Genomic DNA, 20463 nt, shown 5'->3' on the forward strand with positions numbered 1-20463 from the left:
TGATCTGGGGTGTCCTAGGGAAGCAGCTCCTTGAGAAGGGCCTCGATGCGGGTCTTGATCTCGTCGCGGATCGGGCGCACCGCTTCGACGCCCTGCCCGGCCGGGTCGTCGAGTTTCCAGTCGAGGTAGCGCTTCCCGGGGAACACCGGGCAGACGTCGCCGCAGCCCATGGTGATGCACACGTCGGAGGCCTCGACCGCGTCGAACGTGAGAATCTTCGGCTTCTGGTCGGTGATGTCGATGCCGACCTCCTTCATCGCTTCGACGGCGGCCGGGTTGACCTGGTCGGCAGGGGCGGATCCGGCGGAGCGGACCTCGACGCGGTCGCCCGCGAGGTGGGTGAGCCACCCGGCGGCCATTTGGGAGCGGCCGGCGTTGTGGACGCAGACGAAGAGGACGGACGGCTTCGCGGACATGGCGGTATTCCTTTGCTGTGCGGGGCTTGCTGGTTCGGTGGTCATGATCGGGCTTCTTGCAGTTCGGGGGCGCGGAAGAACCGGCGGGCCCACAGGCTCACGTAGACCAGGCCCACGAGCACCGGGACCTCGATGAGCGGGCCCACCACCCCGGCCAGGGCCTGGCCGGAGGCGGCGCCGAAGGTCGCGATGGCGACGGCGATGGCGAGTTCGAAGTTGTTGCCCGCGGCGGTGAACGCGAGCGTCGTGGTCCGTTCGTAGTTCAGGCCGACGGCCTTGCCGAAGACGAAGGACCCGGCCCACATGATCGCGAAGTACACCAGCAGTGGCAGCGCGATCCGGACGACGTCCGTCGGCTGACTGAGGATCGCCTCGCCTTGGAGGGCGAAGAGGACCACGATGGTGAACAGCAGGCCGTAGAGGGCGAACGGCCCGATCTTCGGCAGGAAGCGCTCCTCGTACCAGTCGCGGCCCTTGCGGCGCTCGCCGATCCGGCGGGTCAGGTAGCCCGCGGCGAGCGGCACGCCGAGGAACACGGCCACATTGAGGGCGATCTCCCAGCCCGACACCTCGAGGCCGGTGGAGTCCAGCCCCAGCCACCTGGGCAAAGCATCAAGGTAGAGCCAGCCGAGGCCGCCGAAGGCGATGACCTGGAACACCGAGTTCAGCGCGACGAGGACGGCGGCGGCTTCCCGGTCACCGCAGGCGAGGTCGTTCCAAATGATGACCATGGCAATGCAGCGGGCGAGGCCGACGATGATCAACCCGGTCCGGAACGCGGGGAGATCGGGCAGAAAGATCCACGCCAGGGCGAACATCAATGCCGGGCCGATCAACCAGTTCAGGACGATGGAGGAAACGAGGAGCCGCTTGTCGGCGGTCACGGAGTCGAGCTTGTCGTAGCGGACCTTGGCGAGGACCGGGTACATCATGATGAGCAGTCCGGCCGCGATCGGGAGGCTGATGCCGCCGATCTGGACCGCGTTGAGCGCCTTGCCGACCGCCGGGACCCATTGGCCGAGGGCGATCCCGGCGAGCATGGCGGCGCCGATCCAGACCGGGAGGTACTTGTCGAGGGTCGAGAGACGACCGCCCATGGCGGTGGTGTTCTCGGTGGCCGCGGTCGCGGTCATACGTTTACTCCTTGCGGGACCGAGAGGACGGTGGAGAGCAGGTCCAGGGCCGACTGCTCGGCGCGGTAGTAGACCCAGGTGCCGCGCCGTTCGGAGGTGACCAGGCCGATCTCGCGGAGGACTTTGAGGTGGTGGGAGATGGTCGGCGCGGAGACGTCGAACCCGTCGGTCAGATCGCACACGCACGCCTCGCCGCCCTGGTGCGAGGCGATCAGCGAAAGGAGCCGCAACCGGATCGGATCGCCCAGTGCCTTGAAGGAGGGTGCGAGCCGTTCGGCCTGGCCGGCGTTGAGCGGCTCGTTGACGAGGGGGACGCGACAGTCGTCCATCCCGACAGGGGTCAGCGGTCCCACAAGTTGCTTCGACATGCGTTTATCTTGACCGGTATCTAAGCAGCCTGCCAATCGGACAAGTCGCCACCGCAGGCCCCAGATCCTGCCGACTCGGGCGCCGATCAGGACGCCGACGCCAGGGGTTCGCCCGGCGTACGTCCAGACGCCTGCGAACGTTCACCTCGATGTCCGATTCGATCTCTACCTAATTAGATATCCATCAAGTCAATGATGGCCTGGATCGAAGGGACCCCTCATGGCCGACACCGGCGAGTTCACCATCCCGCCTGCAGTGGCGACGCTGCTGGACACCTCTGCCAACCGCCTGGCTGCCCGGTTCGCCGCAACCTTCTCGCCCGAGACCGTGCGTGAGTGCCTGGACGATTCCTACATCGTGCTGGCCGCGACCGCCCGCGTCCACACCCACTTGTATGTCCTGGCCGAGCGGTTCGCCGCCGAGCGGCTGCAGGCGACGATCACCGCGAACAGCGAGGCCGCGTCCGGCAAGCCGGAGGTCTTGTTCGTGTGCGTCCATAACGCCGGCCGCTCCCAGATGGCCGCCGCCCTGCTCGACCACCACGGTGCCGGGCGCGTCGTGGTGCGCTCGGCCGGATCGGCCCCGGTCGACAGCGTCAACCCCGCAGTGGTCGCAGCGCTCGCCGAACTCGACCTGGACGTCTCGAAGGAGTTCCCGAAGCCGCTCACCGACGAGGTTGTGCGCGCCTCGGACGTGGTCATCACGATGGGCTGCGGTGACGCCTGCCCGATCTACCCGGGGAAGCGGTACCTCAACTGGGAGCTCGATGACCCCGCCGGGAAAGACCTCGAGGCCGCCCGGCGCATCCGCGACGACATCGACGCCCGAGTCCAGGAGCTGCTGAGCGAACTGCTCGAACAAGCCTGAGTACCAGAGCAGGGAGGGCCGAGGCGCTGTTGCGCCTCGGCCCTGTTGGTTTACCGCTCTTGTTGTCTAGCCGCAGCAGCTGCCGCCGGTCTGTTTGAGGTCGATCCGCTCACCGGAGTAGCCGTGCAGGACACCGGTGGCGAGACCGCGGGCGCCGACCGCGACCGGCTCGGGCTGGTCGGTGCCGCAACCGGACCCGCTGTCGGCGCTCGTTCCGCAACCGGAGTCGGCGGTCTCGGCGGCCGTGGAGCCGCAGCAGCCGGAGGCCTCGGCGGCGTCGGCGATGCTGGTGGCTTCGAGGGACCTGCTGGAGGAGCACACGCCGGTCTCGGGCAGGTCGAGCTCGACCTTGTCGGCGGCCTCGCGGTCGCCGGCCAGCGCGGCGGCGATGGAGCGGACCTGCTCGTAGCCGGTGGCGAGCAGGAACGTGGGCGCGCGGCCGTAGGACTTCATGCCGACGAGGTAGAAGCCCTCGTCGGGCTGGGCGAGATCGGCCTCGCCGTGCGGCGGTACGGTGCCGCAGGAGTGGAAGTTCGGGTCGATGAGCGGGGCGAGCTTAGCCGGGGCCTCCACGGTGGCGTCGATCTCGAGCCGGACCTCGCGGAGCATGTCGAGGTCGGGCCGGAAGCCGGTCGCGGCGGCGACGTGGTCGGTCTCGATGACGTGCCGGGCGCCGCCGATGTTCCCGACGACTGCGACCGCGCCGTTGTCGCGGCCTTCGAAGCGGTCGATGGTGAATCCGGTGACCAGTTCGATCGCGCCCGATTCGACCAGCTCGCGGAGGCGGGTGCCGATGGTGCCGCGCGCGGGGAGGGCGTCCGCCGAGCCGCCGCCGTACAGGCGCGCCGGACTCTGGCCCCGGATCGCCCAGACCACCGTGGTCTCCGGCTCGGCTTCCTTGAGGGTCGCGAGGTTCAGCAGCGTGTTCGCGGCCGAGTGGCCCATGCCGACCACGAGGGTCCGCTTGCCCGCGAACCGTTCGCGCTCGATACCGAGGACGTCCGGCAGCGGTCCGGCGGCCCAGACAGCCGCGTGGTCTTCGCCGGGTGCGGCGAGGCCGTGGGCGCCGAGGGGGTTGCGCTGGGTCCAGGTGCCGGAGGCGTCGATGACCGCGTCGACGATCAGGTCCGCCCACTCTCCCGCCGTGGTGCGGGTGCGGACGAGGTAGGGGCGGCCTTCGCGGTCGATGGTGCGGGTCTTGTCGACCCCGACGCGGGAGACGGCGACGACGCGGGTGCCGTAGCGCAGGTGCGGGGCGAGTTCGGGGGTCTTGGCGAGCGGGGCGAGGTAGGCGTCGATGAGCTCATTGCCGGTGGGCAGGCCGTCCGGGTCGGGGGCGGTCCAGCCCTGGGCTTCGAGCAGGCGCCTTGCGGCGCTGTCGATGTCGAAGCGCCACGGGGAGAACAGCCGCACGTGCCCCCACTGGCTGATCGCGTCGGCCGGGCCTTCGCCGGCTTCGAGGACGATCGGGGTCAGGCCGCGCTCGACCAGGTGCGCGGCGGCGGCCAGGCCGACCGGCCCTGCGCCGATCACAGCGACGGTGGACACCTGGCGGGTGGTGGGGTTCGACATGGCGGACTCCTGGAATCTCGGCTCATGGTGACCGCGCCGACCGCGATCACATCAGCTTCAATAATTAATACCAGTGATTGCTGTTGATAGCAAGTTCTGTGGTTTACTTGACTCATGAGCCGCACGATCGAACTCACCCTGATCGACGTGAGCGCCGCCGAGCACTCGGACGCGTCACTGCTCGAGCACGCGAAGGACCTCGCACCCCAGTTCAAGGCCCTCGCCGACGAGAACCGGCTCGCCATCGTGCTGCTGCTGTCCGAGCACTCGCGCACGGTCAGGGAGCTCACCGAGGCCACCGGCCTGGCGCAGACCCTCGTCTCCCACCACCTCGCGCCCCTGCGCGAACTCGGCCTGGTCAGCGTGGTCCCCAAGGGCCGCAGCAATGTCTACTCCCTGTGCTGCGACGCCTTCTCCGCCCCCCTGCGCGCCCTCGCCGGACTCTCGAACCCGGTCGAGCACAACGGCTGCTGCTAACAGCAGCCGTCCAGGAAGGCGCGGAGGCGGTCGAGCGCGGCCCCGATCCGCTCCTTGTCGGCGCGGTAGTACACCACCTTTGCTTCGCGGCGGCTGGTGAGCAGCCCGCCGTCCTTGAGCTGCGCGAGTTGCTGCGAGGCGGTGGACTGGCCGATCGCCAGTCGCTCGGCGACTTCGCCGACGCTCAACTCCGAGCCACCGGCGAACAGCACCATCACCTGCTGGCGGGCCCCGGACGCGAGCGCCTTCAAGAACCGCGCCGTGGTCTCGTCGGGAACGGGCGGGGCCGGGTCGGTGGTCGCAGTCGCCATGAGTCCCATCCTAAACTCATATCGTCATTTCGTGAAATCGTGTAATGACGATATGATGCGCTGATGGACCTCATCGACACCCTCGTCATCGGCGCCGGCCAATCCGGCCTCGCCACCGCCCACGCCCTCCGCAAGCTGGGGGTTGACCCAGTCGTCCTCGAAGCCGGCGACGCCCCGACCGGTGCTTGGCCGAAGTACTACGAATCGCTGACGCTGTTCTCCCCCGCCCGCTATTCCGCCCTTCCCGGGAAGCCCTTCCCCGGGGACCCTGACCGCTACCCCCACCGCGACGAAGTCATCGACTACCTCGCCGCGTACGCCAAGGAGCTCGACGCCGACATCCGCACCGGCCACCACGTCCGAACGATCGAGCACCACGACGGGATCTTCACCGCCCATCTCGCCGATGGCCGAGCGCTCCACGCCCGCACCATCGTCGCCGCGACCGGCGGCTTCACCAACCCCTACCGGCCCGCCCTGCCCGGTATCGAAGAATTCACCGGAACGGTCCTGCATGCCGCCGACTACTATCGGCCCGAGCCTTTCGCAGGGCAGCGGGTTCTGGTCGTCGGCGGCGGCAACTCCGCCGTCCAGATCGCCGCCAAACTCGCCGAAATCGCCCGCGTCACCGTCACCACCCGCGGGAAACTCCGCTTCGCACCCCAACGGCCGCTCGGGAGGGACCTCCATTTCTGGTACACCGTCACCGGGCTCGACGCCGCTCCGATCGGGAGGCTCCTGACCCACCCGCCGACCGTCCCGGTACTGGACACCGGCCGCTACCGGACCTCCATCGCCGCTGGGCGACCCGACCACCGGCCCATGTTCACCTCGCTGGAAGCCGACCAGGTGCACTGGAGCGACGGCACCAGCGAGCGCATCGATGCCCTCATCCTCGCCACCGGCTACCGTCCCGCCCTCTCCTACCTCACCGAACTCAACGCGCTCGATGAACACGGACATCCCCGCCATCGGAGCGGCCTCGCCACCGACCGAGCAGGCCTGGCGTTCGTCGGTCTCGAATGGCAACGCAGCCTCTCCTCGGCCAGCATCCGCGGCGTCGGCCGCGATGCCTCCCGTGTAGCTCGTCCTCTGGCAGCGCTGGTGTTGAACTCCCGCAAAGAAATCGGATAAACCTGACCAATGCCCACCCGTGCCCCGGAACCCGAAGCGCCGACACGAGCAGACATTCACGCACCCGTCCCCCGACGAGTCCTCATCGCCCTGTGCGCCACCCAGATCACCAGCTGGGGCGTGCTCTTCTACGCCCTCCCGGTCCTGCTCGGCGACCTCACCGCTGACACCGGCTGGTCGACTGCCGCGGTCATGGGCGCCTTCTCCGCCGGGCTCGCCGCCTCCGCCCTCGCCGGGATCGCCGTCGGGCACGTCCTGGACCGCCGGGGCCCCCGCCTCGTGATGACCGCAGGCTCCGCACTCGCCGCGGTCGCGCTCGTCGGCGTCGCGACCGCACCGAACCTGTGGACGTTCACCGCCGCATGGATCCTCGCCGGCATCGCCCAGGCCGCCGTCCTCTACAAGCCCGCGTTCGCCGCCATCACCACCTGGTACGGCCCCGAGCGCGTCAAAGCGCTGACCGTCCTCACGCTTGCCGGAGGCCTGGCCAGCACCGTCTACGCCCCTTTCACCGCCTACCTCGCCGAGCACTTCGACTGGCGCGGCGTCTATCTCGTGCTCGCCGCGATCCTCGCCGTCCTCACCATCCCCGCCCACGCCATCGCCCTCAACCCGCCATGGCCCCAGACCCCGACCGAAACGAGCGGCAACGGGACCGCGCCAGCGTTGAACCGCCGCCAGATCATCACCTCACCGACGTTCATCGCCCTGGCCGCAGCGATCGCCCTGGCCGCGTTCGCGATGAGCACTTCGAACCTCTACCTCGTCCCGCTCATGACCGGACGCGGCACGGACACCGCCACCGCCGCATGGGTCCTGGGCATCTGCGGCGCGGGCCAGCTCCTCGGCCGCATCGCCTACGCGCCCATCGCGATCCGCACTGGCCCGACCGTGCGCGCGGTCGCCATCCTCGCCATCGGCGCCGCGACCACCCTCGCCACCGCCCTCATCGCAGGGCCTCTCGGCCTGGTCTTCGCCACCGTCATCCTCCTCGGCGCCGCCCGCGGCGCCTTCACCCTGCTCGACGCCACCGCCATCACCGACCGCTGGGGCCCCAACGGCTACGGCACCCTCCACGGCATCCTCTCCGCCCCGGCCACCGTCGCCATCGCCCTCAGTCCCTGGGCAGGAGCCCACCTCACCGCCTGGACCGGCGGCACCCCGCAGATGTTCACTCTCCTCGCCGCCGTTATCGCTCTGGCAGCGGCCATCATCCTGGTGGAACGAATGGCGAAGGGGCCCTTGGGGAATCGACACAGTTGAGGCGACGGTAGTGCACTGATCGCCGACTCGACTGATGTCCTGTTTCTGACCTGAAGGACAGAGAAATAGGGATCATCTATGCGATGATCACTCATGTCCTGTATGTCCGTTTGTGGAGGTACTGAACGCTTATCCGCACACGTTTTCGCTGGTCAAAGCGTTGCGATCCGACCTGTCGAACCATGCGAAACCCGACACGAAAAGCCAGGAACGCAGTAAACGCCTGAAATCTCCAGTGCGGACGGAATCCCGCCCGCTCCGCAAACGGCTGGCCCCGAAGGACCGCCAACGACTCATCGAAGACTATCTCGTCGGGGCCCTCCAGAGGGACCTCGCCACGCGGTACGCCATCGGACTTTCCAGCGTCAAGACCATCCTCCGCGAGGCCGGCGCCCGCAAGTACGTCGCACGAGTTTGAGTTCAAGTGGCCCCGATTCTCACGTACCGAGAGGATCGGGGCCGGTAGTTTCGTCACTCGGATGCGCCGGTGGTCACCAGTGCCAGAGTGCGGCTGCCAGCGATCCCACGCCAGCCAGCGCACCGACCACTGTCCATGCCACCTCTGCCCTGGATCTCCTAGCGGACATTTTCCGTTCCCGCATCCCCGACGACATCAGCGCCAGCGCCACCACCGACACCAGGACGAGCCCGCCGATCGCGAGCAGTGCGATTTTCTCCATGCAGGACACGGTGCCAGATCGGATCTATGAGAGGTTTCGCGGTGTCGTTATTGACCAGTCCGGGACATTCTCCCGATCCAAACATCACATAGAATCGAGGCATGAGTCGCGGACATGGGGCTGCCCAAGCACGGATCCTCAATCAGCTCGAAGCCATTGCCGAGGAGCACGGGCCACACATGTGGGTGCTCGCTAGTCGGCTCGGGATCGAAGTCATGGTCGAGGACACCGCGGTTGAGGCAACCCGCTCTCAGCGTCAGTCTGCGAACCGTGCGATACACAGGCTCGTCCAAGAGGGGCTGGTGGAGACCGCGAAGGTGTCATTCGCGGGAAGAAGCAGGCTCGTCGCACGGGCCCGCAACCCTGAATCCCCATCACAGGTGAGCGCCGAGTCCGACGCAATGCTTCACGCGGCCATGAGGCTCAACGTGGCCCTGTACAACGACATAGCTCCGAGACTCGGCAGTCGGGTTCGGCTCGAGACCTACATGGAAGATGTGTCTGAGGGGAACTCTTGGATCATCGATCCGATTTCCGGTCAGCGTCATCGCGGCTTCTTCATCTATGACCGCAGTGACGAGGCGGATCGTCTATTCCGGGGGGAACTCGTCAAGGAGACTGCCGACATCCTCAAGAGGCATTTGAATCTCGAGGACCTACTGAAGGCTTTGGTCATCCTTGCCCGGGCAAAGACGCCGGATGCATTGCTCGATTGATGGCCGGTGCGGTCGTCGGGGACCGCACCGGCGCGCGGTTAGGCTTCGGCGAGGGTCCATTCACCGTCGGCGTTGACGACGACGAGGCCAGGGCCGGCGGTGACCGGCACGGTGCCCTCGTAGGTGCCGATCTCGTTGGCGAGAAGGCTCCAGCCGAGGATGTCGTCGCTGACGTAGGAGACGATGAAGTTGGCGTCGCCGTCGTGGGAGAGCTGCCATGTGGCGGCGTCACCGGTGTACCGGTAGACGCCGTCGCCGTCGCCTTCCTGCGGAACGGCGAGCTCGGGCACGTCGGCGACGGGTGCGATGGTGATTTCCCAGTCGCCGTCGGCTTCGATCTGGAGCGAAGCGGCGTCGCCGCCGAGCCCTTGGAGTCCGAACGCGGTGGTGCCCTTATAGGAGCCGATGGTGTTGACCGGCAGCTCGGTCATCGCGTTGTTCTCGTCCAGGACGGTGAGGATGAAGTTCGACGACCCCGAGTGCGAGGCGGTGAGGATGCCCTGGATGGCGGGGAGCGTGATCACGCTCGCGCCGGAGCCGGACTCGGTGACCGCGTCGAAGACCGGGTAGGCGTCGGCGAAGTAGTCGGTCTCCGCTTCCTCCGCGGGCTCCTCCGCCGCTTCGGCGGGCTCGTCGGCGCTGGCCGTGGTGGTGGCAGTGTCGTCGGCCCCGCCCGCCGGGGCGTCCTCGTCGCCGCCGCCCAGGATCGAGCCGAAGCAGGACAGGACGAGCACGGCCGCGATAGTGAAAGACCACCAACGCAGGTACCAGGGCTTCTTGCGGGCCGGGGCCTGCGGCAGCGAGATCTGCGGCTGCGGCTGCGCGGGGTAGTGGGTCATGGGGTGTCGCCTTTCGGTTGGTGCGTTGCATTGACGACGCCACCATGACCGAATCCAAGACCAAGTTCATCATTATAGACTGATAACCCCCGTTACCAGACTCCGCGAGTTTACAGATCTTCCTGGAAGAGTAGAGTCGAGCGCGTTCGCCCCGGCGCAGACCCGCGACCGGGACCGCCCGATGGAAGGAGGAGCGACGTGAGCACCCCCGACAAGCCCGCACCTCTCCTCCCCGACGCGGCCTGGCGCATCACCTCCGGCGAGGTCGCGACACTGGCCGGGGTCAAGCGCCCTGTCGTCACCAACTGGGCCCGGCGGCACCCCGACTTCCCCGCACCGGTCGCCCACGAGAGCGGCCGAGCACTGTTCGACGGCCGCGAAGTGGCCGACTGGCTCCTGGACACCGGCCGGGGCAACACCGACCCCGCCGACCTCCGCGCGGAGCTGACACTCCACACCCTCGACGCCTGGCGCACCGCCATGCCGCCGACAGAACTGGTCGGCGCGCTCACCGCGCTCATCTGCCTCCGCCAGCAGCTCGACCGGCCGACCGCCGACCGGACGTGGCAGGCGGTCCTCGACCGCGCCGCCGACCTCGACACCGACGACAGGTTCCTCCTCGCCGAACTTCGGGCCGTCCCTTTCCGGCTCGGCCCCGCGCTCGCGGCGCTGGCCGACGAGCTGACCGACGCCGCCTACAACGCGGCCGAAGCGTTCGAGTGGGTCATGGCCGCCCGCCGCCGCCTCGGCGCGCACGAGCTGGCCGCCGACTCGCCCGCCCCCGCACTAGCCAAAGTCCTTGCCCGCGTTGCGGATACCCCCGGGCTCGATGCGGGAGCGGTGATCGCTGTCCCCGACGTCCGCGCCGGGGATCTCCTCGCCGCGCTTGCCGACGAGGCCGATCCCGACGGCGGCCGTGCATTCCTCGCCGCCGACCCCGATCCTGTCCTGGCACGGCTCACCCGCCGCCGCATGCTCGTGCGCGGCGTGTTCGAGTTCCAGCTACACATCGCCGAGGCGGAAGATCTCGCGGTCGACGCGCTCGGCGACCCGGACGTCATTGTGTGCGCCCTGCCCTATGAGGCCGCCGAGACCCGCGACCCGCACACCGCACTCGAACGCGTCCAGGCGATCACCGACCTGCTCGCTGACGGCTGCTCGGGGGTCGTCCTCGGCCCTGCTGCCGCGCTGGTCGACGCGCTGTCGTTGCACGGCCAGGCGGACCTGCTGCGCCGCTCGTTCCTCACCGAGGGTCTCCTCAAAGCTGTGGTCGAGCTTCCCGAAGGGGCCCTTCCTTACAGGCCCGGGTACCGCACCGCGATCTGGGTGCTCGCCCGCACCCCGCGCGAACAGCGGCGCGGCAAGATCCTCCTCATCGACCTGTCCGCGCAGCCGCTTACTGCACCCGTGCTCGACGACCTCGCGGACGACCTCGCGATCTGGCGCGGCGCCGGCTGGGACACCGACCCCCGCCACGAACCCCGCCAGGGCGCCGCCCTCCCCGCGTCCGTCCTCGCAGGCCTCGCCGGGGCCGCGTTCTCCCCGCGCCACCGCTCCGAGACGAGCCGCTACTCCAGCGCCGTGGCCGAACGCCCCGCCCGCATCAGCGAACTGGAGGTCCGGCTCGAGAGCCTGGCCGAGCAGGCTCGCAGCCAGAACGAACCTGGCTTGCGCACGCACGCCGCGCTGCGCCCCGAGGGCCGACCGGTCCGCCGCACCACCGTCGGCCACCTGCTCAAAACGCATCGTTTGCGCCGCCTTCCCGGGCACCGCATCGCCCCCGAACACGTCACCGGCAAAGGCCGCTATCCCGTGCTCGGTCCCGACGAAGTCACCGGCGCCCTCCCGATCGGATCCCGCCGCATCGACCGCGAGATCCTGTTCACCGCATACGAACACGCCATCTTCACCGAACCGGGCGACATCGTCGTCACCGCGAACCCGCGCTTCGGTGCCATCGTCGACGAGGAGGGCCTGTCGATCGTGGCCTACCCGGCACGGGTGCTGCGCGTCCGACCCGAAGCGCCCCGACCGCTCCGCCCCCGCGTGCTCGCCGCGCTCCTACAGGCAGCTGCCTCCGAGCACCCGCGCACGGCCGGCGCCGTCCGAGCGCCGCGACGCATCGACGACTTCGTCATCCCCGACCTCGACCCCGAAGAGACCGAACGCTACGAGGCCCTGCTCGCCCGGATCGCGCGTCGCACTGCGGCCCTGCGCGAGCAGACCGCCATCCTTGAAGACCTGACCCGACTCACCGCCGCCGGCCTCATCGACGGCACCCTCGCCATCCCGCCCGACCCGACCGCACCGCAACGCCGAACCTGAAGGAGCAACCGAGCCAATGCCCCCGCGCAAGAAACAACCTGCAGACGACCAGAACGCGCTGTTCACCGTCTCCTCGGCCAAGGAGATCCAGGCGATCCTGTGGAAGGCCGCCGACAAGCTCCGCGGCTCCATGGACGCCGCCCAGTACAAGGAGTTCGTCCTCGGCCTGATCTTCCTCAAGTACGTCTCCGACGCCTTCGCCGAACGGCGCGAACAGCTCGCGAAAGAACTCGCCGCAGAAGGCATCGCCGACGACCGTCTTGCGGCATTCCTCGAAGACCAGGACGAGTACACCGGTCACCACGTCTTTTGGGTCCCTGAGACCGCCCGCTGGCCCTGGATCGCCGCGAACGCCAAGAGCGGCGACATCGGGGAGACCCTCGACCGGGCCATGGACGAGATCATGAAGGCCAACCCGGCGCTCACCGGCGTCCTCCCCAAGATCTTCAACAAGGACAACGTCGACCAGAAGCGCCTGGCCGAACTCGTCGACCTGATTACGGACGCGCGCTTCGGCGGCAACGAGGACAAGCCCGCACAGGACGTCCTCGGCGAGGTCTACGAGTACTTCCTCGGCAACTTCGCCCGCGCTGAAGGCAAGAGAGGCGGCGAGTTCTACACGCCGAGCAGTGTGGTCCGGCTGCTCGTGGAGGTGCTGGAGCCGTACGAGGGGCGGGTCTATGACCCGGCGTGCGGGTCGGGCGGCATGTTCGTCCAGGCCGCGAAGTTCATCGAGGCCCACAGGGGACGCAGCCACAAGGCCGACATCTCCGTGTACGGGCAGGAACTCAACGAGCGCACCTGGCGCCTCGCGAAGATGAACCTCGCCATCCACGGCATCGACGGGAACCTCGCCCCCCGCTGGGGCGACACCTTCGCCGACGACAAGCACCCCGACCTCAAGGCCGACTACGTCATGGCCAACCCGCCCTTCAACATCAAGGACTGGGCGAGGAGTGAGGGCGACCCCAGGTGGAAGTACGGCACCCCGCCCAAGGGCAACGCCAACTATGCGTGGCTCCAGCACATGATCAGCAAGCTCGGTGAGCGCGGCACGGCCGGGGTGGTCCTCGCGAACGGCTCGATGAGCAGCCAGCAGAGCGGCGAAGGCGAGATCCGGCAGGCGCTGGTGGACGCGGACCTGGTGGCCTGCATGGTCGCCATGCCTTCGCAACTGTTCCGCACCACGCAGATCCCCGCTTGCCTGTGGTTCCTGGCCAAGGACAAAGGTCCGGGTGGTGTGAAAGGACAGAAGACCCCGGCCGCCGATCGCAGAGGACAGATTCTCTTCATCGACGCCCGCGACATGGGTGAAATGGCCGACCGCACTGAGCGCATCCTCACCGACGCCGACCTCGCGAAGATCGCCGGGACCTACCACGCCTGGCGCGGTACGGACAGCGCCAAGGACACCGGAGACGCCTACGAGGATGTACCCGGGTTCTGCGCCAGCGCCGACCTGAAGACCGTGCAGGGACACGGATACGTGCTCACGCCTGGCCGCTACGTCGGAGCGGCCGAAGCCGAAGAGGAGAGTGCCGAAGCGGTGGTGGAGAAGATCGCTCGGCTGACGGAAGAGCTCTATGAGCTCTTCGACAAGTCCGACCTGCAGTCAAAGTCGATCCGCATGCAGCTTGGGAGAATCGATGTCTGAACTTTATGAATCTGTTCTTCTTCAAGGTGAAAACCTACCACTAGGATGGAATCTTTCGCCTCTGCGTGAGCTGTTGCAACCTAAAGGTCTGGCAATCGGCGTGATGTATCCAGGTGAACATGACCCTGATGGTATTCCCGTCGTGCGCGTGAAGGATATGCGAGATGGTCGCATTCTAAATAGCGAAGTATTCCGGGTCGCCGCCTCGGTTGAACAAAAGCACGCTGGAGCTCGTTTTCGGGGAGGGGAGGTGCTACTCTCACTAGTTGGATCAGTAGGTAGAGTTGCCGTTGTTCCACCTGAACTTGCTGGCTGGAATACAGTGCGCGCCATCGCAGTGTTGCGATTGACGCCCAGGGTTTCCAGTAATTGGGTCAAGCTTTGCCTTTCCTCGGAACCTGTTCAACAGTTTATTCGCACCCGCCTAAACACCACAGTTCAGGCAACGCTAAATCTTCGCGATGTTCGTGAAATACCGATCGTTATTCCGCCCGACCGAGACAGAGATGCAATTTCAAATCTGATGCTGGCGTTGGACGACAAGATTGCCGTCAACGAGCGTATCGCGACCATCTCGCTCGAGCTAGCGGACATCAAGTTCGATGTTGCAGCGCGGGATACCAAGTTCGGGCCTGAGACCTTCGGCTCCGTCGCAACAGTTGCGGGAGGAGGAACTCCTCGGACGACAGTTGAGGAGTTCTGGGGAGGCGAGTTCGCGTGGACAACACCGACCGATGTGACTGCGCTCTCGGCCCCGTATCTGTTCCAGACCAGCAGAAGTATTACTTCATCTGGCCTGGAGAACTGTGCCTCACAGCTCTATCCAGCAAGGTCCATCTTCATGACCTCGCGCGCCACGATCGGAGCTTTCGCACTGCCGCAAATTCCTGCGGCGGTTAATCAGGGATTCATTGTGGTTCTACCGCCAAACGAGCATATGCGCTGGTGGTTGCTGCATGAAATGCGATCGCGACTGGATGAAATGACCAGTCTAGCGAATGGCTCCACGTTCCTCGAACTAAGCCGGAAGAACTTCAAAGCAATGCCGATTCGGCTCCCAAGTGCAGAAATCATCGCAGAGTTCGCAAATTTTGCAGAGCCGCTTCATGACAGAGCCGCACAGGCCGTTGCCGAGAGTCGGGCGGTCGCGGAACTACGTGACACCCTTCTCCCTCAACTCATGTCCGGTCGGCTCCGGGTCAAGGATGCCGAGAAACTTGTAGAGGATGCGACATGACCACTCCCTCCACCATCCCCGCCCCCTTCGACGACTCCGGGTTTCATCTGTACGAGAGTGATGCTGAGGACATGGCCCTCGAAGAGCTCGCCGAGCTCCCCTGGCAGCCGGGTGTCGGTACGGAGTTCACTCCCGGCTCGGGTCACCGCAAGGCGTGGGATGACCTGATCCTGTACTCTGACCTGCACGAGGCCGTCGCGCGGTTGAACCCCGCCCTCCCGCCTGAAGCCGCCCGTGAGGCCGTCGCCATCGCCTCGACCCCGGCTTCACAGGACGCCTATGAGGAGAACCGGACTGCTCACGCCTTCCTCACATCCGGCGTCCGCTCCGTCACCTACACCGACTCCCTCGGGGCCGAGCACACGCCCACGATCCGAATCGTCGACCTCGACGACCCTGATGCGAACACCTACAGGGCCGTCCGTCAGGTCACCGTGATTCGGGGCGAGACCAACCGACGGTTCGACCTCGTCCTTTACGTCAACGGTCTGCCGCTCGCGGTCGTCGAGCTCAAGCGCGCCGGCGACCCTGATGCGACGCTCGCGGCCGCGCACACCCAGATCCAGCATTACGCCGCCGAGTTCCCGACCGCGTTCCGCTACAACGCGATAGTGCTCCTCGCCGACGGGATCACCGCCAAGTACGGGACCGCGTTCACCCCCTACGAGCACTTCGCTCCGTGGAACGTCGACGATTTCGGCGCCCGTCAGGAAGCGCTCGACTCGCTCACCGTCGACAAGGAAGGCCGGGTCTCGACCGGGCAGGACCTTGCCCTGCACGGGCTGTTCACCCAAGGCCGGTTCCTGTCCCTCGTCAAGTCGTTCATCAACTTCGTGCCCGCCAAGCGCATGAAGCGGATCGCGAAGGCGCACCAGTACTTCGCCGTCACGCGCGCCGCCGACGCCGTCCGCCGGGCTGCCGCGAGCGACGGCAAGGCCGGGGTCGTGTGGCACACCCAGGGCTCGGGCAAGTCCGAGGAGATGGTGCTGACGACGAACCTCGTCATGCGCGACCTCGCCCTGCACAACCCGACGGTCGTAGTCATCACCGACCGCACCGACCTGGACGACCAGCTCGTCCAGACTTTCAAGGAGTCGTCGGTCCTCCCTGAGGAGCCGATGCAGGTCGGCTCGCGTGCCGAGCTGCGCGAGGAGCTGGCCGCCCGTCGCACCGGCGGGATCCTGTTCACCACGCTCCAGAAGTTCGGGCGCACCAAGGACGAGAAGGAGTCCGGGGCCGACCACCCGCTGCTTTCGGAGCGGCGCAACATCGTCGTCGTGGTCGACGAGGCCCACCGCAGCCACTACGACCACCTCGACGGCTACGCCCGGCACCTGCGCGACGCCCTCCCGCACGCCACGCTCCTCGCCTTCACCGGCACTCCGATCTCGTTCGCCGACCGCAACACCCGCGAGGTCTTCGGCGACTACATCGACGTCTACGACCTCAAACGCGCCGCCGACGACGGCGCGACGGTGAAGGTCTACCACGAGAGCCGCATCGTCGAACTCGTCCTCGAAGCCGGCGTCGACCCTGCGACCATCGATGCCGAGGCCGACCGGATCACCGACGGCCTGGACGACACCGAGCGCCGCCGCGTCGAGCAGGCCGTGGCCACCATGAACGCCATGTACGGCGCGCCCGCCCGCATCCGGGACCTCACCAGCGACCTCGTCGACCACTGGGAGGCCCGACGCGAGGCGATGCTGCCGTTCGTCGCCGACGAGGACGACGACCCGCACGGTGCCCCCGGCAAAGCCATGATCGTCTGCGCCACCCGCGAGATCTGCGTCCGCGTCTACGACGCCCTCCGCGAACTGCGCCCCGAATGGCACGACGACGACCCGCTCAAAGGCGCGATGAAGATCGTGTTCTCCACCGACTCCCGCAAGGACCCCGACCACTTCAAACCCCACACCCTGCGCGACTCGATGCGTAAGAAGGTCATCAACCGCGCCAAGGACACCAACGACAAACTCCAGCTCCTCATCGTCAACAACATGCTGCTGACCGGGTTCGACGCACCGCCGATCCACACCATGTACCTCGACCGTCCAATGCAGGGCGCCGGGCTCATGCAGGCCCTCGCTCGCGTCAACCGCCGTCACCGTCGCAAGGAGGACGGTCTGCTCGTCGGCTACGCGCCGCTCACCGAGAACCTCCAGAAGGCCATCCTCGAATACTCCGAGGCCGACCAGGGCGACCGCACCCTCGGCCAGGACATCGACCGAGCCCTCGACGAGCTGCGCAACGAGTACGACATCCTCGACGGGATGCTCCACGGCTGGAACTGGCGCGAACGCCTCGCTTCTCCGCGCCCCCGCGCGTACCTCGAAGCGGCCTACACCACCGCCAACTACCTGCTCGACCCCAAGACCCCCGGCAACAACCCCGACGAGCTCGACGAGCCGGGCCAGACCCTCACCCGCCGGTTCCGCGAGCACGGCTACCGACTGGAGCGGTTCTTCGCGCTCGCTGGGTCCTCCGCCGACATCGCTTCGCGCTTCGGCGACCAGCCGCACTGGAAGCGGGACATTCAGTTCCTGGTCGAAGTCCGCACCTACATGGCGAAGCTCGACGCGATGAACCGCGAGGCGCGGGGGCTGCCGGTCGCCCGGGATGTCGCCCGGTACCTGGAGCACCTCACCTCCGCGGTCGTCGAGACCGGCGGCATCACTGACCTGTTCTCCGAAGCGGGCCTTGAGAAAGCCGACCTCACCCACCTCAACGACGCCCTCGTCCACCGCCTCGCGAACAGCCAGACCCCGCACCTGGCCGCCGAGGCCCTTCGCCGGCTCGTCGAGCAGAAGATGCGCGAGCAGACCCGGCACAACGTCGTCCGCCAGACGGCGTTCTCCGAACGCCTCCAAGACCTCATGGCCAAGTACATGCGACAGCAGCTCACCAGCGCCGAGATCATCGCCGGACTCGTCGAAATGGCCAAGGAGATCGCCCAGGACGCCCGCCGCGGCCAGCAATTCACCCCACCGCTGGACAACAACGAACTCGCCTTCTATGACGCCGTCGCCGACCTCGGCAGCGCCCGAGAACTCATGGGCGACGAAGTCCTCTCTGGCATCGCCCGCGATCTGGTCGTCCAAGTCCGCAAGAACCTCAAGCCGGACTGGATCTCCCGGGAACCCGTCCGCGCCAACCTCCGTTCGACCATCAAGCGCCTCCTCGCCCGACACGGCTACCCGCCCGAGCAGTCCGAAGACGCGATCAAACTGGTGCTGCGCCAGATGGAGCACTTCGCCGACGAATGGTCGACCGGCAGCACGGCCTGAGGACCTGACGCTTGCGGGAGCTCCGCGCAAGAGCGTTGCACCGCATAGAATATCGACGATTTGCCCGATTCACGCGTTGCGCCCGCTGGGCGTCGCACCCCACCGAGAACGGACACCCTCATGAACACCCCGAACGGACCCGATCTGACCGTGCGTCTGGAAGAGGCCATCGCGTTCGCCGAAGACGATGTCAGGCGGGCGCTCGAGGCCGCCACCGAATCCGACACCTGGACCCTAGGCGACTACCTGAGCGAGCAGAAGTTCACCGCTGCAGGTGCATGTGTCGACCGGGTCAAGGATCTCGCCACGATCGAATTCCACGCACGAGCGATCGCCTGGGCCGAGTTGGTCGCTGTGCGCGACGGGACTGGGTCGGTGGACTCGAAATGTGAAGAAGCCCCGACCTTGACCTTCGCCGACCTCGAGAAGGAGTTCCCGCTCATCGGGATCGATGAGATCACCGAAGAACTGTTCGACCCCGATGAGGTCGGTCGAGACCGCCTCTACCAGTGCCACCACGTCCTCGAACTCCAGCTGTCCTGCCTTTGGCGACAGGGCGGGCACCTCACGTGGGCGGCGAGCACCGGAAGCGCAGGCCAGGTCATGGAGGCCCTGTCGGCGATCGATCGGACCGCCTCGGCGATGACGCGCACCTACGGGCTCTGGATGCGGCATCTGGGGCAGGTCTGGTCCCCTCAAAGCCCCGTCGACCCCGATGATGTCGATGCGGCGTACGGCCATCCGAACGCGTTCACGGCGTACAGGAACGCCGAGTAGCGCAGGGCGCAGCACGAATCCCAGGTACGGAGGAGGCTCACTCAGCAATGCCGTCGTTTGTGTTCAGGGATGTCAAGGTCATCGATGGTCGCGGGCAGCGCTGCCATCGCCTTCGTGGTCAGTCTGACCAACAGGTTGTCGCGTTCTGCGCAGTAGCGGGTCCAGAGGGGCAGCATGGCGAGGACTTGTTCGAGTACAGCGTCGGTGTGGTCCCAGAAGAAACCGGAGCTGCGGCGTCCTTCGACGCGCTCGGGTGCGACACAGCGTTGAGAGCCTGGTGTGGCGTATCTGGTCCAGAACTCGACGAACCAGGCGATGTCTTCGGGCGAGTATCTAGCGCCGTGGTGGTCGAGCCAGATCGCGAAGGCGGCGATGTCGCCGCCGGTTTCACATGGCTCGGTCAAGTCGCGGCGGATGGGCCCGGTGATGCCGTCGACGCCCAGCCAGGCGATCGCGTCTGCCATGCGTCGCTGTGCCCGCCAGAACTCCGTCATGATCGCCTCGACCTGTTCGGGTCCGGTCCTGTGGACGGGGTCGTGGACATAGTCGAGGAAAGCGATCTGGTTCCCGTCGGTCACGGGCGTGGGCTCGGTGACTCCCTCGGCGTGGGGTAGCGCCGCTTTCCACGCCGCCGTGGCTGCTGCGAGCGAAGGGTGCTCTCCGGCTTGCACGAGCGTCCCAGTTGAGGCGGCGTCGAAGTCGATGAGGTAGACCGCCTGCCGGCCGGTGATTGGATCGGAAGTCTCGATGAACAGTGCGAGCCGCCCGCCGTACCCGTCCCGGGCCCATCTGATCTGGCCGCAGGGCGTGGGTGGCGTTCCACACCAGGCAGGAAGGGCTCCGGTCGCGTCGTCGCCGAGTTCGGTGACGAGTCCTTCGCGAAGCTTCTCAGCACGCTCAGCCGGGCCGGGCGGAAGCACGGCCGTGAGGCCGTGCAGCAACGCCCAGCTGTCACGCCATGACGGGTGTCCCGCCTTGTAGGAGTCCAATGTGGTTTGAGCGGCCCTTCGGGTCAGCGCGGCCATGAAGGCTTGGAACATGCTCAGGTCGAGTGCGCTGGAGTGACGCCCGTGCTCGTCGGCATGGTGGTGCCAGATCGCGGTTTGGACCTCGCCGATTGCGTTCGTCAGGCACCGGTCGACTTCGGTGGGATTCTGGGCTCGGGCCAAACCGGCCGACGCTGCGAGGACGTAGCCGGTTGCGGCTGCGAAGTCGTGGTCGTTGTAGCTGAAGCCTGTGGGGATGAAGCGGCAGAACTCGCCCCGGGAGCGCACCTGTTCGTACCAGTACTGATTCGGTATGTGGGTCATCGGGAAGATCGGATCAGGCAACGTGGGCTTCATGACTGATTTTTACGGTCTGTAGTGGTTCTGGCCCATATCTCGTGACGGTCTCGGACCCGGTCA

General features: G+C 66.9%; 19 protein-coding genes. 11 read left to right on the forward strand and 8 right to left on the reverse strand.

Features of this window, described 5'->3' with window-relative positions; translation table 11 throughout:
* Positions 1-14 precede the first annotated feature (14 nt).
* From E9998_RS24000 to E9998_RS24010, 3 genes are read right to left on the reverse strand one after another with little or no spacing between them, the layout of a single operon-like run.
* The gene (locus tag E9998_RS24000; protein ID WP_136532278.1) at positions 15-416 is read right to left on the reverse strand and encodes an arsenate reductase ArsC; all 402 of its coding nucleotides are present in this window, start codon (positions 414-416) and stop codon (positions 15-17) included.
* 41 nt (positions 417-457) lie between these two features.
* The gene (gene arsB / locus E9998_RS24005; RefSeq protein ID WP_136532279.1) at positions 458-1549 is read right to left on the reverse strand and encodes an ACR3 family arsenite efflux transporter; all 1092 of its coding nucleotides are present in this window, start codon (positions 1547-1549) and stop codon (positions 458-460) included.
* Entirely contained in the window at positions 1546-1917 is a 372-nt protein-coding gene (locus E9998_RS24010) for an ArsR/SmtB family transcription factor (RefSeq protein WP_136532280.1), read from the reverse strand. Before E9998_RS24010 ends, arsB begins: the two co-directional genes overlap by 4 nt.
* 220 nt (positions 1918-2137) lie before the next feature.
* Between E9998_RS24010 and E9998_RS24015 the strand changes: the two genes are divergently transcribed.
* The gene (locus tag E9998_RS24015) at positions 2138-2785 is read left to right on the forward strand and encodes an arsenate reductase ArsC (RefSeq protein ID WP_136532281.1); all 648 of its coding nucleotides are present in this window, start codon (positions 2138-2140) and stop codon (positions 2783-2785) included.
* A 66-nt stretch (positions 2786-2851) separates the two neighbouring features.
* Here the strand turns inward: E9998_RS24015 and E9998_RS24020 are convergent, their stop codons facing one another.
* Entirely contained in the window at positions 2852-4357 is a 1506-nt protein-coding gene (locus E9998_RS24020; protein WP_136532282.1) for an NAD(P)-binding protein, read from the reverse strand.
* A gap of 114 nt (positions 4358-4471) precedes the next feature.
* Here E9998_RS24020 and E9998_RS24025 point away from each other — a divergent pair, with 114 nt between their 5' ends.
* Positions 4472-4834, forward strand: coding sequence for an ArsR/SmtB family transcription factor (locus E9998_RS24025; RefSeq protein ID WP_136532283.1), 363 nt, complete (start codon positions 4472-4474; stop codon positions 4832-4834).
* Here the strand turns inward: E9998_RS24025 and E9998_RS24030 are convergent.
* Positions 4831-5145, reverse strand: coding sequence for an ArsR/SmtB family transcription factor (locus E9998_RS24030; protein WP_136532284.1), 315 nt, complete (start codon positions 5143-5145; stop codon positions 4831-4833). The two genes, E9998_RS24025 and E9998_RS24030, sit on opposite strands and share 4 nt — an antisense overlap.
* A 63-nt stretch (positions 5146-5208) precedes the next feature.
* Here E9998_RS24030 and E9998_RS24035 point away from each other — a divergent pair, with 63 nt between their 5' ends.
* The 3 genes from E9998_RS24035 (at position 5209) to E9998_RS24045 (ending at position 7960) form a co-directional block, all read left to right on the forward strand.
* A complete protein-coding gene (locus tag E9998_RS24035) occupies positions 5209-6279 on the forward strand; it encodes a flavin-containing monooxygenase (protein ID WP_136532285.1) in 1071 nt (356 codons plus the stop codon).
* A gap of 9 nt (positions 6280-6288) precedes the next feature.
* Positions 6289-7542, forward strand: coding sequence for an MFS transporter (locus tag E9998_RS24040; RefSeq protein ID WP_136532286.1), 1254 nt, complete (start codon positions 6289-6291; stop codon positions 7540-7542).
* A 112-nt stretch (positions 7543-7654) separates the two neighbouring features.
* Positions 7655-7960 carry a hypothetical protein gene (locus tag E9998_RS24045; protein WP_136532287.1) on the forward strand — a complete coding sequence of 102 codons (306 nt, stop codon included), beginning with the start codon at positions 7655-7657 and terminating at the stop codon, positions 7958-7960.
* Between the two features lie 73 nt (positions 7961-8033).
* Here the strand turns inward: E9998_RS24045 and E9998_RS24050 are convergent, their stop codons facing one another.
* Complete coding sequence (locus E9998_RS24050) at positions 8034-8222, reverse strand: hypothetical protein (RefSeq protein WP_136532288.1); 189 nt, start codon at positions 8220-8222, stop codon at positions 8034-8036.
* A 101-nt stretch (positions 8223-8323) separates the two neighbouring features.
* On the opposite strand from E9998_RS24050, the gene E9998_RS24055 reads away from it, so the two are divergent.
* Complete coding sequence (locus E9998_RS24055) at positions 8324-8938, forward strand: hypothetical protein (RefSeq protein ID WP_136532289.1); 615 nt, start codon at positions 8324-8326, stop codon at positions 8936-8938.
* 38 nt (positions 8939-8976) lie between these two features.
* On the opposite strand, the gene E9998_RS24060 is transcribed toward E9998_RS24055, so the two are convergent.
* Entirely contained in the window at positions 8977-9777 is an 801-nt protein-coding gene (locus tag E9998_RS24060; protein WP_136532290.1) for a hypothetical protein, read from the reverse strand.
* Positions 9778-9975: 198 nt separating this feature from the next.
* On the opposite strand from E9998_RS24060, the gene E9998_RS24065 reads away from it, so the two are divergent.
* The 5 genes from E9998_RS24065 to E9998_RS24085 all read left to right on the forward strand — a co-directional run bounded on the left by E9998_RS24065 (position 9976) and on the right by E9998_RS24085 (position 19057).
* Positions 9976-12102: an N-6 DNA methylase gene (locus E9998_RS24065; RefSeq protein ID WP_136532291.1), complete on the forward strand. Its 2127-nt coding sequence runs from the start codon at positions 9976-9978 to the stop codon at positions 12100-12102.
* Positions 12103-12118: 16 nt separating this feature from the next.
* Positions 12119-13756 (forward strand): class I SAM-dependent DNA methyltransferase, encoded by a 1638-nt coding sequence (locus E9998_RS24070; protein WP_136532292.1) that lies wholly within the window; start codon positions 12119-12121, stop codon positions 13754-13756.
* Positions 13749-14993, forward strand: a complete 1245-nt coding sequence (locus E9998_RS24075) for a restriction endonuclease subunit S (protein ID WP_158299976.1) — start codon at positions 13749-13751, stop codon at positions 14991-14993. The genes E9998_RS24070 and E9998_RS24075 overlap by 8 nt, the downstream gene beginning before the upstream one ends.
* On the forward strand, positions 14990-18280 hold the full coding sequence (locus E9998_RS24080) for a type I restriction endonuclease subunit R (RefSeq protein WP_136532294.1): 3291 nt from the start codon (positions 14990-14992) through the stop codon (positions 18278-18280). The genes E9998_RS24075 and E9998_RS24080 overlap by 4 nt, the downstream gene beginning before the upstream one ends.
* Positions 18281-18400: 120 nt before the next feature.
* On the forward strand, positions 18401-19057 hold the full coding sequence (locus tag E9998_RS24085; protein ID WP_136532295.1) for a hypothetical protein: 657 nt from the start codon (positions 18401-18403) through the stop codon (positions 19055-19057).
* 41 nt (positions 19058-19098) lie between these two features.
* Here the strand turns inward: E9998_RS24085 and E9998_RS24090 are convergent, their stop codons facing one another.
* Positions 19099-20400, reverse strand: a complete 1302-nt coding sequence (locus E9998_RS24090; RefSeq protein WP_136532296.1) for a hypothetical protein — start codon at positions 20398-20400, stop codon at positions 19099-19101.
* Positions 20401-20463: the final 63 nt, after the last annotated feature.

It is taken from the genome of Glycomyces paridis, from assembly GCF_004912155.1.
In the GTDB taxonomy this organism is placed as follows: Bacteria; Actinomycetota; Actinomycetes; order Mycobacteriales; family Micromonosporaceae; genus Glycomyces; species Glycomyces paridis.